At 64.5% G+C, this 14,947-nt stretch carries 10 protein-coding genes; 3 read left to right on the top strand and 7 right to left on the bottom strand.

Annotated features, from left to right (window positions below):
* The first annotated feature begins 411 nt into the window (after positions 1-411).
* A complete protein-coding gene (gene xseA / locus FHS03_RS13015) occupies positions 412-1,770 on the top strand; it encodes an exodeoxyribonuclease VII large subunit (RefSeq protein WP_183441391.1) in 1,359 nt (452 codons plus the stop codon).
* An 83-nt stretch (positions 1,771-1,853) separates the two neighbouring features.
* Here the strand turns inward: xseA and FHS03_RS13010 are convergent, their stop codons facing one another.
* The 6 genes from FHS03_RS13010 to FHS03_RS12985 all read right to left on the bottom strand — a co-directional run bounded on the left by FHS03_RS13010 (position 1,854) and on the right by FHS03_RS12985 (position 9,922).
* Positions 1,854-4,307, bottom strand: a complete 2,454-nt coding sequence (locus FHS03_RS13010; protein WP_183441390.1) for a TonB-dependent receptor — start codon at positions 4,305-4,307, stop codon at positions 1,854-1,856.
* 85 nt (positions 4,308-4,392) lie between these two features.
* Entirely contained in the window at positions 4,393-5,469 is a 1,077-nt protein-coding gene (locus FHS03_RS13005; protein WP_183441389.1) for an ABC transporter ATP-binding protein, read from the bottom strand.
* 2 nt (positions 5,470-5,471) lie between these two features.
* Positions 5,472-6,785 carry a GH1 family beta-glucosidase gene (locus FHS03_RS13000; protein WP_371871664.1) on the bottom strand — a complete coding sequence of 438 codons (1,314 nt, stop codon included), beginning with the start codon at positions 6,783-6,785 and terminating at the stop codon, positions 5,472-5,474.
* Positions 6,786-6,801: 16 nt separating this feature from the next.
* On the bottom strand, positions 6,802-7,677 hold the full coding sequence (locus tag FHS03_RS12995) for a carbohydrate ABC transporter permease (RefSeq protein ID WP_183441387.1): 876 nt from the start codon (positions 7,675-7,677) through the stop codon (positions 6,802-6,804).
* Entirely contained in the window at positions 7,674-8,651 is a 978-nt protein-coding gene (locus FHS03_RS12990; protein WP_183441386.1) for a carbohydrate ABC transporter permease, read from the bottom strand. The genes FHS03_RS12995 and FHS03_RS12990 overlap by 4 nt, the downstream gene beginning before the upstream one ends.
* Before the next feature lie 29 nt (positions 8,652-8,680).
* A complete protein-coding gene (locus tag FHS03_RS12985; protein ID WP_183441385.1) occupies positions 8,681-9,922 on the bottom strand; it encodes an extracellular solute-binding protein in 1,242 nt (413 codons plus the stop codon).
* Positions 9,923-10,112: 190 nt separating this feature from the next.
* Between FHS03_RS12985 and FHS03_RS12980 the strand changes: the two genes are divergently transcribed.
* The gene (locus tag FHS03_RS12980) at positions 10,113-11,111 is read left to right on the top strand and encodes a LacI family DNA-binding transcriptional regulator (protein WP_229426192.1); all 999 of its coding nucleotides are present in this window, start codon (positions 10,113-10,115) and stop codon (positions 11,109-11,111) included.
* Positions 11,112-11,204: 93 nt separating this feature from the next.
* Complete coding sequence (gene sodB, locus FHS03_RS12975) at positions 11,205-11,783, top strand: superoxide dismutase [Fe] (RefSeq protein ID WP_183441383.1); 579 nt, start codon at positions 11,205-11,207, stop codon at positions 11,781-11,783.
* 65 nt (positions 11,784-11,848) lie between these two features.
* On the opposite strand, the gene FHS03_RS12970 is transcribed toward sodB, so the two are convergent.
* The gene (locus FHS03_RS12970; RefSeq protein ID WP_183441382.1) at positions 11,849-14,914 is read right to left on the bottom strand and encodes a heparinase II/III domain-containing protein; all 3,066 of its coding nucleotides are present in this window, start codon (positions 14,912-14,914) and stop codon (positions 11,849-11,851) included.
* Positions 14,915-14,947 lie beyond the last annotated feature (33 nt).

Here is a 14,947-nt window from a genome sequence, read left to right as displayed (position 1 = left end):
CATTTTTACGGGTAGCGCACGGAGCTGGCTGCGTTCAGCTGTACAGGTGGCACGGTGGATTTCTGCACATCTTCTGTGGATAAAATTGTGAGCAAGCGCCAGTACAAAGATGCAAGTGTTTGATTTATATATCGAAAATTTCTATGCGTAAATTTTTAGCACACCTGTTCTGCTTCGGAAAAAGTGGCCTGAACTTGCCCCCAGTTCCGCACAATTTCTGTGGATATCTTTGTGCGTAACCGCCACCCCTGCCAGCAAAGTGCTTGATCTATAAGGAAATTTCTGAAATGCTCGGGAATGTAGCACCCGGCTTTCTCCTTAAAAATCAATCGTTTACAAAAAATCCTTGCTTGTCTGCTTGATATGTGACATAAGCATGACCGCCGCCAGAATATGTGGACAGTTCCCGCCATGAATAACAGCCTCCTGCCTGAAAACGCCCCCGACCAGCCGCCCGTGATGACGGTCAGCGCCCTCAATAATGCGGTCGCCCGCCTGCTGGAACGCTCTTTCCCGCTGACGTGGATATCCGGGGAAATCTCGAATTTCACGCGCGCCAGCTCCGGCCACTGGTATTTCACCTTGAAGGACGACGCGGCCCAGGTGCGCGCCGTGATGTTCCGCGGCCGCGCCCAATACGCCGGCTTCGTGCCGCGCGAAGGCGACAAAGTCGAGGTGCGCGCCCTGGTCACGCTGTACGGGCCGCGCGGCGACTACCAGATCAATGTGGAAGCGATCCGCCGCGCCGGCGTCGGCAATCTGTTTGAAGCGTTCATGCGGCTCAAGGACAAGCTGACGGCCGCCGGCCTGTTCGCGCAGGAACGCAAGCGCGCCCTGCCCATGTTCGCGCGCACCATCGGCATCGTCACCAGCCCGCAAGCGGCCGCGCTGCGCGATGTGCTGACCGCGCTGCGGCGGCGCGCGCCCCATGTCAACGTGATTCTCTACCCGGCCCTGGTGCAAGGCCAGCAGGCGCCGGCCCAGATCGTGCATGCCATCAACACCGCCTCGCGCCGCGCCGAATGCGATGTGCTGCTGGTATGCCGAGGTGGCGGCAGCATCGAAGACCTGTGGTGCTTCAACGACGAAAGCGTAGCCTACGCCATTGCCAACTGCAGCATGCCGGTGGTGTCCGGCGTCGGCCACGAAACCGACTTCACCATTGCCGACTTCGCCGCCGACCTGCGCGCCGCCACCCCCACCGCCGCCGCCGAGCTGGCCGCCACCGCGCGCGCCGACTGGCTCGCCTCGCTGCGCGCCGACGCCACCGACCTGCGCCGCGCCATGCGCCGCAGCCTGGGCGACGCCGCGCAGACGCTGGACAACTGCACGCGCCGCCTGCTCAGTCCCAGCGCGCGCATCCGGCAACAGCGGCTGCAGTTGCAAGCCCTGTCCACCGCCATGCGGCATGCCCAGCACGCGCCGCTGAACCAGGCCCGTCACGCTCTGGAGCGCCTGGCCGGCAGTCTTGCCGCGCAGCGCCCCGACGTGCGTCCGGCCCGCGCCGGCCTGGCCGCCTGGCAGCACCGCGGCAGCGTCAGCATGCAAAGCCAGCTGCAGCAAAAGCGCGAAACGCTGAACGCCCTGAGCGCGCAACTCGAGCTGCTCAATCCCCAGCGCACACTGGAGCGCGGCTACGCCATCCTCAGCGATGCCAAAGGCAGCATCCTGCGCAGCCCGCGCCAGCTCAAGCCAAGCGAAGCCCTGACCGTCCGCCTCGCCGAAGGCAGCGCCCAAGTCACCCTCGCTGCCATCCAACCCACCCTCTAACGTTTGCGCCAGATCAAACAATGTCCACCCTGGTGTCAGGCGGGGCCGCCGAGGCACCAGGGTGGGACATTGGTTGACGTGGATCAGAACTTCATGCTGAGGCGGGCGCCGAGACTGCGCGGGGCGTTGTAGAAGGCGCCGTAGATTTGCTGCCGCGGCTGACAGGGCATGCCGGTGTCGGTGCACAATTCGACCACGTCGAGCTTGACGTCCTTGTTGGTGGCGTTGTTCACGAACACTTCGGCGGTGTAGGCTTTGTTGGCGGGCTGGTAGCGCACGCTCAGGTCCAGCGTGCTGTAGGCTTTCTGCTTTTTCACGCCGGCGTGGCCGGGGACGTCGTTGCTGAAGGCGCCCGCGCCGACAAAGGTTGCGCCTTCGTAGTGGGCCGAGATGCGCGGGGTCAGCAGGCCGCCGCCGGTGATGAAGTCGTGCTCGTATTGCAAGGTGGTGGCGAAGGTCGGGGCGTGCTTCATGACGCTGCCGCCGACATTCACATTGGGCGCGCTGGCGCCGCATACCTGGCCGTTGGCGCGCGCGCTGTCGACGTCGCAGGAGAGGAAGTCGTCGTAGCGCGCCTTGAGCCAGGTGGCGTTGCCGCTCAGACGGTCGGAGCGCGTCGGCCGCCAGGTCCATTCGGCTTCGATGCCGCGCACCGTGGCGCCGGCGGCGTTGAAGTTGGCGAGCACGCTGTTGACGACTTGCGATTCGAGCTTGTCCTTGTATTTCATGTGGAAGGCGTCGATGTTCAGCGTCAGCGCGCGGTTCAGCAGGTCGGACTTGAAGCCAATCTCGTAGCTGGTGAGTTTTTCGGGCTTGGTGGTGGCGCCGCCGTCGCCGATCGCTGGCGAGTGGAAGCCGGTGGTGACGGAGCCGAACAGCAGGATCTCGGGCCGCAGCTTGTATTCAACGCGGCCGAGCCAGGTGGCTTGTCCGTAGCGCAGGTCGGCCGTGTTGTCGCCGGGCGTGTTGCCGCAGGCCGCGGCGGAGATGACGCCGCCCGGGCCGATATTGTGGGTGTTGATCAAGCCCGTGCCGGGCGTGACCAGTTGGCGCAGTTGGTCGGGCGTGAGCACGGTGGTGCCGCGCGGGGTGTTGGCGGGCCAGTTGGGGCAGGCCCAATTCTGGCCGCCGATATCGAATTTGTGGTCCTTGGTGTAGCGCGCGCCGGCCGTCAGCTTGATACTGTCGCTGAGCTGCTGGCTGACCTGGCCGAAGACGGCGCGCGATTTCAGTTGCCGGTTGCCCTGGATGAAGGACATGGCGGAGGCGTATTCGCCCACCGTGGGCCGCACGAAGATGACGTTGCCGGCGGCGAGGTCCTGGTCCACCGTGGCTTGCGCCACCTGGCTGCGGTCGATGTCGAAGCGCACCTTGTTTTTTTCGCCGAAGAGGAAGACGCCGGCCACCCACTGGAACGGGGCGTCGCTGTCGGAGCGCGCCTGGAATTCGTGGGAGTAGCTGTCGAACTTGGCCCATTCGGTGCGGTTCTCGGATTTGAAGCCGGGGAACAGGCCGGCGTCGGCGTCGTTGACGTTACGGCGCTGGTAGCGGCTCCAGCTGCCGAGATAGGTCAAGTCGAGCGCTTCGCTGGGCCGGTAATTGAGCTTGCCCTTCCAGGTCATGATGGATTGCTCCAGCGATCCCGGGGAGTCGATCAGGGCCGAACGCAGCTCGCTGCCTGGCGCCGGCTCGGCGGCCAGGTAGACGTTGCCCGCGCCTTGGTCCTTGTAGTAGTCGGCGATCAGCGTGGCGCGCAACTCGGGCGTGAGCTTCCACAGCAGCGAAGCGCGCGCGCCCATCTTGTCCTCGGCGCCGTATTGCTTCGCGCCGGGCGGCACGTTGGAACCGGCGCGGAAATCGACGTAGCCGTCGTGGCTGTCCTTGATGGCGGCCACGCGCAGGGCCACATTGCCGGCCAGCGGAATATTGATCATGCCCTGGGTCTGCAGACGGTGGCGGTCGCCGGCGACGATGCTGCCCGAGCCAAAAATCCGGTCCGTGGCCGGCGCGCCGGACACCAGGTTCACCGCGCCGGCGGTGGAGTTGCGGCCATTGAGCGTGCCTTGCGGGCCGCGCGCCACTTCGACGTGGCTCAGGTCATACATCAGCGCCGTCGCGCCCTGGGGCCGCGGCGAATAGATGCCGTCCACATAGAAGGCGACGGCAGGGTCGCCCAGTTCGGTGTGATTGGCCGAACCCACGCCGCGCATGTATACGTGCACGCCGCCCGAGTCGCCGTGCTGCTCCACCGTCAGGCTGGGCACCATGGTGGTGAGCGAGGCCAGGTCCTTGACCTGGTTGTTGGCGAGCGTGTCCTGGTTGTAGGCGGTGACGGCCAGCGGGGTTTCCTGCACAAAGGTGTTGCGGCGCGTGGCCGTGACCACGATGCGTTCCATATCGGCCGGCGCGCCCGTGGCGGCTGGCGGCGCGGCCTGCGCCGGAGCCGGGGCGGCGGCGTTTTCCTGGGCCAGGGCGGCGCAGGGCATCAGCGCGAACGGCGCCAGCGTGCAGATCACTTTCTTTTTCGCGTGCTTCATATATGTCATCCTCTTTCCTTGATTGGGGAATATCTCATAGCTCTACCGGCTATTGCAGCGCGTGCGTGGTCGTCACCTCCTGTGTTTAGTGCGGGGCCAGCACGCGGCCGGCCCGGTCGAATAGGAAAACCCTGTCCGGTTCGGGAACAAAGCCGATCAACTGCTCCGGTTCGAGCGGCAGGCGCTGGCCGCCGTGCAGCTTGATGGCGACCGTGTGCGGGCTGTCGCAGAGCGTGGCGTGCACGATCTGCGCGTCGCCCAGCTGCTCGATCAGGTTGACGCGGGCCGGGCAACCCTGCTCCGGCGCGACGATGTTCAGATGCTCGGGACGCACGCCCAGCACCGCGCCGCCTGGCGCGCCGGCCGCTGGCGGCAGCGGAATGCGGCAGCGTTCCGACACCACCGCCGCGCCCTCGCTGATCTCCCGCAGCGGCAGGAAGTTCATGCGCAGCGCGCCGATAAATCCCGCCACAAAGCGCGTCCGCGGCCGCGAGTAGAGCGCCAGCGGCGCGCCCACCTGCTCCATATAGCCGCCGTTGAAGACGGCGACGCGGTCGCCCAGCGTCATGGCTTCCACCTGGTCGTGGGTCACATACACCATGGTGGTGCCGAGCTCCTTGTGCAGCCTGGCCAGTTCGATGCGGGTCTGCACACGCAGCGAGGCGTCCAGATTGGACAGGGGTTCGTCGAACAGGAAGACCTTGGGCTGGCGCACGATGGCGCGGCCGATGGCGACGCGCTGGCGTTCTCCGCCCGACAGCGCGCGCGGCTTGCTCTCGAGATGCCTGGCGATCTGCAGGATGTCCGCCACGCGGTCGACCGCGATGCGGATGTCCCGCTCCGGCACGCGCGCCATCTTCAGCGCAAAGCCCATGTTTTCGCGCACCGTCATATGCGGATACAGGGCGTAGCTCTGGAATACCATGGCCACGCCGCGTTCAGCCGGCGCCAGGCGATTGGCCAGCGCGCCGCCGATCAGCAGTTCGCCGGCGCTGATCTCTTCCAGTCCGGCGATCATGCGCAGCAGCGTCGATTTGCCGCAGCCGGAAGGGCCGACAAAGACCATGAATTCGCCATCGGCGATCTCCAGGTCCAGCCCCTTCACCACTTCCGGCCCGCCGTCGTAGGATTTGCGCAGTCCGCGCAGGGAGATGGCGGCCATGCTCAGCTTTGCTCCGCGATCAGGCCGCGATACCAGTAGGCGCTGTCCTTCAGGGTGCGCTGCTGGGTGGCGTAATCGACGTAGACCAGGCCAAAGCGCCTGGCGTAGCCGGAATTCCATTCGAAGTTGTCCATCAGGCTCCAGTAGAAATAGCCGCGCACATCGACGCCGGCCTGCATCGCCGTCTGCAGCGCCTGCAGATGCAGCTGGACGTATTCGATGCGGGCCTGGTCGTGCACCTGGCCCTCCTGCGGCCGGTCGGCGTTGGCCATGCCGTTTTCCGTGATCCACAGGGGCGGCAGCGGATACTCCGCCTTCAGCCGCAGCAGCAGTTCGGTCAAGCCCTGCGGATAGACTTCCCAGCCCATGTCGGTGAAGCCCAGCGCGCCCTCGGGCTGGCGCGGCGGCGTTTCGGTGCTGGCGAAATGGCGGAAGTAGTAGTTCACGCCGAGGAAGTCGATGGGCTGCCGAATCGCCGTGAAATCGTTTTCATGAATCGACAAAAGAGAGGTGTCGAGTTTTTGCAGGGCCAGCTCCGGGTAGCGGCCCTTGAAGATCGGGTCCATGAACCAGGCGACCGAACGCGCCCATTCGAAATCGGCGGCGGCGCGGTCGGCGGCGGAGGCGGTGGCCGGGTCGGAGGTCCACTGATTGAGCACGATGCCCAGCTGCGCCTTCACGCCCAGTTCGCGCATGGCCTGCATGGCCCAGCCGTGCGACAGCAGCAGATGATGGGACACTTGCACCGCCACGGCGGGATTGGCTTCGCCCGGAGCGAACTGGCCCACGCCGTGGCCCAGATTGGCGGTGCACCACGGTTCGTTATGGGTGGCGATGGTGGCGGCGCGGTGGCCGAAGCGGCGCGCCACCTCCGCCGCGTAAGCGGCGAAATGCCGCGCCGTGGCGCGCACGCGCCAGCCGCCCTGCTCTTCCAGCGCCTGCGGCAGGTCCCAGTGGTACAGGGTCAGATGGGCGGCGATGCCCTGCGCTTCCAGCGCATCGAGCAGGCGGCCGTAGAAGGCAAAGCCTTCCTCGTTCCACGCGCCCTGCCCGAGCGGCTGCACGCGCGGCCAGGCGATGGAAAAGCGGTAGGCTTGCACGCCCATGGCGGCCATGATGGCCACGTCTTCCGCATAGCGGTGGTAATGGTCGCACGCCACGTCGCCGCTGCTGCCGTCGATGATCTTGCCGGGCGTATGGGTGAAGGTGTCCCAGATCGACGGCGCGCGGCCGCCTTCGGCCGCGCCTCCTTCAACCTGGTAGGCGCTGGAGGCGGCGCCCCAGACGAAGCTTGGCGGGAATGTGAGTTTGCTCATGGATGTCATGGTTGGATCAGCCTTTGACGGCGCCTTGGGTTAGCCCTTCGATCAGACGACGGGACGAGATGATGAACATGATCAGCAGCGGCAGCACGGCAATGGCGGCGCCCACCATCAGCGCGCCCCACTCCGTATCGTTGGGCGCCTGCATGCTGCGCAGGGCCAGCGGAATCGTGTAGTTTTCGACGGAGCGCATCACCACCAGCGGCGTGATGAAGTTGTTCCAGGAATTAATGAAGGTGATCAGCCCCAGCGTGCCCATGGCCGGTCCCACCAACGGCAGCACCACGCGCCAGTAGATGCCGAATTCGCCGCAGCCGTCGACGCGGGCAGCCTCCACCAGTTCCCTGGGAATGGCGCTGGCGATGTATTGCCGCATCAAGAAGATGCCGAGCGCGCCCGCCGCGCCGGGCACGTACAGGGCGCGCGGCTGATCGAGCCAGCCGATGAAGTCCATCAGCATGAAGGTCGGCACCATATTCATGAAGGCCGGGATGATCATCGAGGCCATGACCAGGGCGAACAGCGGCTTTTTGAAGCGGAACTCGTACATGGCGAAGGCGTAGCCGGCCAGGGAGCAGAAGAACAAGGTCAGCCCGGTCTGCATCAGGGCCACGTACAGGCTGACGCCGATATTGCGCCAGAACGGCAGGCGCTCTTCCAGCAGTTTCAGGTTGCCCGGCGCGTCCGGCCCGAACCAGGCCGGCGGCGGGAAGCTGTAGATCTCGGCGCTGGTATGGGTGGCGAAGACGAACATGAAATAGAAGGGCATGATCATCAGCAGCGCGCCCGTGCCGACCAGCAGCCATGCGCCGAGGCGCGCGGCGCGCTGGGCCGGATTCAGGTCGCGCATGCGCGGCGGCATGGCGGCAGTCATGGCGGCGCTCATCGCTCGCCTCCTTCCTTGCGGTTGAACAGGCGGCTGTTGCCCCAGCTGGCGGCGGCGATAAACAGGAACAGCAGCCAGGACATGGCGGAAGCGGTGCCGAAGTCGCCGGTGGAAAACGCGGTGCGGTAGACGAACATCGCGGTCGTCAGCGCCGCCTGCCCCGCCCCGCCCGACTCGCCGGCGAGAATGAAGGGTTCCTCGAAGATCTGCAGATTGCCGATGATGGTCATCATCACCGCCAGATACATCATGGGCCGCAGCTGGGGCAAGGTGATATGCCAGAACTGCTGCAGCTTGCCGGCGCCGTCGATGGTGGCCGCTTCGTACAGGTCGCGCGGAATGGTTTGCAGGGCCGAGATATACAGCACGATATTCCAGCCCAGGTAACGCCAGAAGATGACGAAGGCCACGGCCGGCTTGATGAAATCCGAACTATTCAGCCAGTCGATCGGCTCGGCGGGGAACAGTGCCCCCAGCAGCGGCATCTGGGACAGGGCGCGCAGCAGCAGATTGATTTCGCCGTACTCGCGCGAGAACAGGGTGTTGAACACCATGGCAATCGCCACGCTGGAGGTGATGAAGGGCAGGAAGTACAGGCCGATCACCGCGTTGCGCGAACGGCGGAAGGCGTGGTGGATATAGGCCGCCAGCGGGATCGCCACCAGGTGCTGCGGCACGCCCGAGGCCAGCGCCAGCCAGACCGTATTGCCCAGCGATTTCCACAGCCAGGGGTCGTTCAGGGCGAAGCGGTAATTCTCCAGCCCCACCCACTGCATGGCCGTGATGCCGCTGGCCGCGTCCCACTGGTTGAACGAGAGGTAGACCGAGAACAGCAGCGGGAACAGGCTGAAAACGCCGAACAGGATGAAGAAGGGGCTGATGAACAGATACGGCGCCCACTTCTTCGCGTCGAAGCGGCGGCGCTGCGACCGGCGCGGCACGGCGCCGTCCAGGGCCAGGCTGGGGGAAGTCATGGATTCTCCTTGTGGCTGAGGACGGGCCATCAGCGGCGCGCCCGGCGTTCGATCAAGTCCTTCGCATCCTGCAACGCGGTCTTGATGTCCTTGTTCTGCACCAGCACCTTGTCCAGTTCCGCGTTGACGACTTCATTGGCCATGGTGTCGTATTTGTCGACGCGAATCACCGGGATGCGGGCCGCCGCGTCGCGCGCCAGCAGCCGCGTTTTCTGGCCGCCGAAATAAGGCTGGGCCTCGTCCATGGCGGCGTCGGCATGGGCTGCCGTCAGCGCGGGGTAGGCGGCGATCTCGCGCAGGGCGTTCAGCTGCACCTCCTTGTTGATGGTCATGAACTTGATGAACTCCCAGGCGGCCTCCTTGTTGGCGGCCTTCTTCGGAATCGCGTAGAAGGAGCCGCCGTAAGAGGCGAGCGCGCCGCCCGGCAGCGGCGCCGCGCGCCATTTGCCGGCCGACCCGGGCGCCAGCCATTTGCTCAAATGGCCGCTGAGCCAGGAACCCATCATCTGGCTGGCGACCTTGTCGCGCTTGAAGCCTTCCGACCATTCGCTGGTCCACAGCACGGTTTTGGCGTCGATGCCGGCCGCGCGGGCGGCCTTCGCCAGTTCGAAGGCGCGCGCGAAGCGCGGCGTATCGACCAGCACCCTGCCCTTGTCGCCGAAGTAGAGGCCTTCGCCGTCTTTCAGGTTGGCGCGGATATAGATGTCCTTCAGGTCGGCGGCGCGCGAGAGCAGGTACACGCCGGTGGCCGCCTTCAGCTTCCTGCCCGCTTCGATATACGATTCCCAGGAGCGGGTCAGTTCGGCCTCGCCCACGCCCGCCTTGTCCAGCAGATCCTTGCGGTAGAACAGCAGGCCCGGGCCGATATCGGCCGGCAGCGCCGCCAGGTTGCCGCGCGAGCCCGTAGCCTGGGCCGAAGTGTAGGACACGAACTGCTTGCGGTACTGGCCCGCGCCGTAGGGCGCCTGCAGCAAGTCCTCCAGCCCTTTCGATTCGGCGAAGATGCCGATATAGCCGAAGTCGATCGCCATCACGTCCGGCAGGCGCGCGCCGGCCGCCAGCGCCGTGGTCATGGAATTATGGTGATCCTCGATCTGCAGGCTGACCAGCTTCACCGGGATCTCCGGGTGGGTCTTCTGCCACAGCGGCAGCGCCGTCTTCACGGCCCGGTCCAGATCGGGAAAAGACGCCACGGTCAGCGCGCCAGACGCCGCGCCCACGCCCGCCGACAAGCCGGCCAGCAGCGCAGCGGCAAAAATCCGATGCTTCATCAAGTTGTCTCCGTTGTGGGCGTTTTCTTTTCATGAAAACGTTTTCATAAGTGCAGCCATTTAACACCCTGCTTAAAAAGAAGTCAACTCCTTCGTCGCAATCCGGCCACGCCCCCCGGCGGCAAGGCAAACGTGGTAGGCTAGAAATGAAAAGGTTTTCATGATTGGATGGCATTGGATGGATGACGGTATGGCTTCCCCCAGCACCTTGCTGGACGTGGCGCGCGAGGCGGGGGTGTCGCCTTCAACGGTGTCGCGCATCCTGAACGGCACGGCCAAGGTGTCGGATGAGAAGCGCCAGGCGGTGATGGCGGCGATCGCCCGCACCGGCTTCGCGCCGAACCAGATGGCCCAGGGCTTGAAAAAGGGCCGCTCGCATACCATCGGCATCGTGGTGCAGGATATCTCTTCGCCCTTCTTCGACGAGACCCTGCGCGGCGTGGATGACGGCCTGAAAGACACCGGCTATGCCTCGGTCATCGTCAGCGGCCACTGGGATGCGCAGGAGGAGGCCGCGCGCATCCGCCTGCTGCTGGCGCGCAAGGTCGACGGCATCATCCTGCTCTCGGGCCGCATGGCCGACGAGGCGGTGCTGCAGTTCGCCCGGCAGCGTCCCATCGTGTCCACCGGGCGCGCGCTGAAGACCGGCCATGCGCTCGGCTTCAAGCTCGATAACGAGTACGGCGCCTGGCTGGCCATGCGCCATCTGCTGGAATTGGGCCACCGCCGCATCGCCTTCGTCTGCGGACCGGAAGACAATGTCGATGCGGCCGAGCGCCTGCAAGGCTACCGCCGCGCGCTCGAGGAAGCGGGCATCAAGGCCGATCCGCGCCTTATCGTGCAAGGCAACTTCCATGAGAACAGCGGCCTGCTGGCGGCCAGCCACCTGCTCGACAGCCAGCAACAGTTCACGGCCGTCTTCGCCGCCAACGACCTGAGCGCCTATGGCGTGCGGCTCTGCCTCTACCGCAAGGGCATCCGCGTGCCGGACGACGTTTCCCTGGTCGGTTTCGACGATCTGCCCGGCTCCGCCTATACGACGCCGCCGCTGACGACCATCCGCCAGCCCTTATATGATATGGGCCGCATCGCCACCCACTCGCTGCTGCGCCTGATCAATGGCGAGCCGGCGCAGGCGGCCATTCCGCCGCTGGAGCTGGTGGTGCGCGAAACCACGCGCCGCCGCTGACACGCCGGCGAGCAGGCTCGCGGCTTAGCGTTTACAATAATGACCGTTTCGCCAAAAAACAGACGTACCGTCTTAACTAATAAGGAATGACAAATGGAACATACCCTGCCACCTCTGCCGTATGCAATGGATGCGCTGCAACCACACATCTCCAAGGAAACGCTGGAGTTCCACTATGGTAAGCACCACCAGGCTTATGTCACCAATCTGAACAACCTGATCAAAGGCACCGAGTTCGAGAACCTGTCCCTGGAAGAGATCGTGAAGAAATCCTCCGGCGGCATCTTCAACAATTCCGCCCAGGTCTGGAACCACACTTTCTACTGGAACTGCATGGCGCCGAACGCCGGCGGCGCGCCAACGGGCGCCGTGGCTGACGCCATCAACGCCAAATGGGGTTCCTTCGACGCGTTCAAGGAAGCCTTCACCAAGTCCTGTGTCGGCAACTTCGGTTCCGGCTGGACCTGGCTGGTGAAAAAGGCCGACGGTTCGGTCGACATCGTGAACACCTCCAACGCCGCCACCCCGCTGACCACCACCGACAAGCCGCTGCTGACCTGCGACGTGTGGGAACACGCTTACTACGTGGACTACCGCAACGCCCGTCCGAAGTACGTGGAAACCTTCTGGAACCTGGTGAACTGGGACTTCGTGGCCAAGAACTTCGCCTGAGCCTAGTTCTGGTCCGCACCAAAGAAAGCCCGCAATTGCGGGCTTTCTTTATTTCAGCGCAGGTTTCAGCCCTGTGCCGTGCAGCTCAGCACACCTTCGCCTGAACTGTTGCGGGCAGCACTGTCCGCGCTCTCCTCCACCTTGTAGACGTAGACGCCGTCCTTGCTCTGGCGGCGGCAGACATAGGCGGCATTCTTTTTCAGGCCGGTTGCCAGGATTTCGCTATAGCCACTGGCCGACGTCCAGCCGTAGGCGCCAACCGGCGCGACGCCGCGGTTGAACAAGACCATCAGCCGGTCCTGAATCAGCACCGCCTCGGTTGCCTCGTTGACGCGGTTCAGGCGCCTGGCCACCGAGCGGTTGACCGGGCCGCTTTGCCCATCGTTGTCGGCCACATTCAGGACGTTGAGGAAGTACTGCGCCTGGCCGGCGGCGGGCGCGGTGAGGGGGGAAATTTCCAGGCGCCAGCCGCCGGCATCGGCCTTCTGCACATTGACCTTGCTGGGATCGTTGGGGTAGTTATACCAGGCGAATTGACCGTTCCCCACCGGGTATTGCACCAGATAGCGGCAATCATTGCTGAACACCGGCGCCGTTTCATCCTTCAGCGGCGCTTGCCGGCACTGGCCGCTCTCGTTGGCGTTCAGGCCGACCCGCACCACGCGCGCCTGCTCCGGCAACAAGGTTTCCACCGTCACCATGCCGCCGCCGTTGCGGATGGTGGTGCGGCGCTCCGCGCTATCGGCGAAAGCCAGCGCGGTGCGGCCATTGCCTTCATCGGCTTCGCCGGCATTGCTGGCCGGCTTGTTCGCCGCCTGCAGCAGGGAGGTGGCGGCCAGGCCGTTCTTGGTGCGCACGCTGTCGAAGACCAGGATAATCGGCTTGGCCTTGGCGGCGTCGTAGCGGCGCGCCGGATCGCGCAGGAACAGCACATGGCGCAGGAAGCCGTTTTCCTGCTCCAGCTTGTTGGCCGAATAGGCGCGGCTGGCATTGCCCGCCGTGTAGCTGTAACTGTCGCCGTTTTCGAAAGCGGTCACGCCCTGCAGCCAATGCGACTGCCCTTCCTTCAATTGTTCCAGCGTCGGGTAGCGCGAGCGGCCGCCCAGCGACTGGCCGCCGTCGTTGCTCAACAGCGCATCCTTATCGCTCTTGAAAACCTCGGTTTTATCGAAGACCAGGATGCTGTTATGCGCGACGGTGCGGGTATAGTAGTTCCACCAGTGCGGGGTGTTGTATTCGTCGTACTGGCCGGCGTCCAGCAACAGCGGCGCTTTGTAGTTCAGCGAGAAGCTGTTCTGGTCCATGTGGTGGTGGTTCTCGCTGATGAAGGAGGTCGATTTGAAATCGAGCATGGCCGCCTGGGCAAAATCCCAGCTGTCGCGCATGGTCACGAAACCGGCGGTGCGGAAATGGCGCGCCAATTCCAGGCTTTCGACGCCGGCCGGCGCAACCGTGGCGGGATAGAGCATGCGCTCCCATAGCAAGGGAATCCGTTCGCTGCGCTGGCGCACCGGCTTGATCTGATTCTGGTAATAGCCCATGGCAACCGGATCATTCCCGAGGGCGGCGGCGCTCAAGGCCAACGCCGCCAGATTGCCGAAACCGGCATTGAAGGTGAAGACGTCGCCGCGCGCGGGGAAGGTGTTGTCATGCCGCTGGCCGTAGATGAAGGGATAGATCATCTTGGGCAGCCAGTCCGCCTTCAGCACCTCGGTGGCGCTATCGGTCGCCAGCGCCTTGCGCCAGATGTGCAGGCGCTCGGCCACCTCACCCGAGGCGTTGTAGCCATAGCCGACATGGTTGCCGCCGTCCACCGATACCTGCTCGCGCGCCCGCACAAAACCATACTGGAAATGCTTGTACGCCGTGTTCAGCATGGGCAGCACTTCCGTATGCGTGTCGGCAATCGCCAGCAGTCCCATGGCCATGCCGCTGACGGCGCTCATATTATGCCCGGTGAGATAGAGCGCCGAGATGCTCGGCTTGCCCGAAGCGGGACTCCAGTTTTCGTAGACCGGCTCGACTTCGCAATCGAATCGGCTGGCCGAGAACGTGTTGCCGTGGCCACAGGTGGAGTCGACCAGATTGTCCTTCTCCGGCACGCTACTGGCGACGGTGGCCTTGATCGTGTCGGCAAAGACCTGGTTATAGCTGCGCCGCGCCGCATCACCGGCCACCGCTTGCGGCCCCAGATCCAGATACAGCCAGTCATACAGCACGCCGAGGGCGCCCACGCGCGAGCTCATCGACCATTCGCCGCCATTGCTGACGGGCGCTTTCAACACCCGGTCGGCATAGGCCTTGGCGGCCGTCAGATGGTTGGGATTGTCCGACAGCTTGTACGCCAGCGACAGATTCTTGGCCGTCTCGATCAGCACATTGCGCCCGGCCGTGGCGACATTGCAGACGCCTGCTCCCGTCAGGTCAGTGGACGAGCAGGCGGCCAGCCAGCCCGGCATCTTGTCAGCGGTGATGTAGAGCGAAGTCAGGCTGCCGTGCAAATCGTAATCGATGCCGCTGGCCTGGTGCACGCTCTTGCCTTGCGCATCCTGGACTTCCACAAACTTGATCTGCTCGCCAATCCGGGGGCCGAAGAGGAAGTTATTGCGCTTGGGCGACCAAGCCTTCACATCGGCATTGTTGCTCACACTGAACAGCAGATTCCCGTTCTGCGAGGCGGAGGCGGTGCCCGCAGCCTTATTCCACTTGAACACCACGGTGATATTGCCGTTCGCGTCCGGCTTGGCGGCGAAGCTCATGGCGCCGATCGCGGTGCCGTTGGCGCGGATCATGCCGGCCTGGAAACGTGCCGTGGCTTCGGACGCACTTTCGACGTGCCGGATGAACAGGCGGTCGCCACCCGGCCCCTCATAAGCGCCGAACAGGATGGCGTAGGCGTCGTCCGCCGGCTTGATCAACTGGGACGTGAAAGTGACCGTGATGCTGCCGCCTTCGCTGGGAAACTCGCCTTGCATGATCGAGTCCCGCAGCTGCTGGATGTCGGACTGGCTTGCCAGCAAGCGCGGATGCTCGGTTTTTACCGGCCCCGGCATCTGCGCCAGCGCCGGAACGGCCAGCAGGCCGCCCAGGAATGCCGCCGCCATGGCGCGGCAGAGCGATTTCAGAACCATGTCATTGACCTTTCAATAAGCTTGAAAAAGCGA

Source organism: Pseudoduganella violacea (assembly GCF_014191875.1).
Classification (GTDB): domain Bacteria; phylum Pseudomonadota; class Gammaproteobacteria; order Burkholderiales; family Burkholderiaceae_D; genus Rugamonas; species Rugamonas violacea_A.
This window is presented reverse-complemented; position numbering and strand designations above follow the sequence as displayed.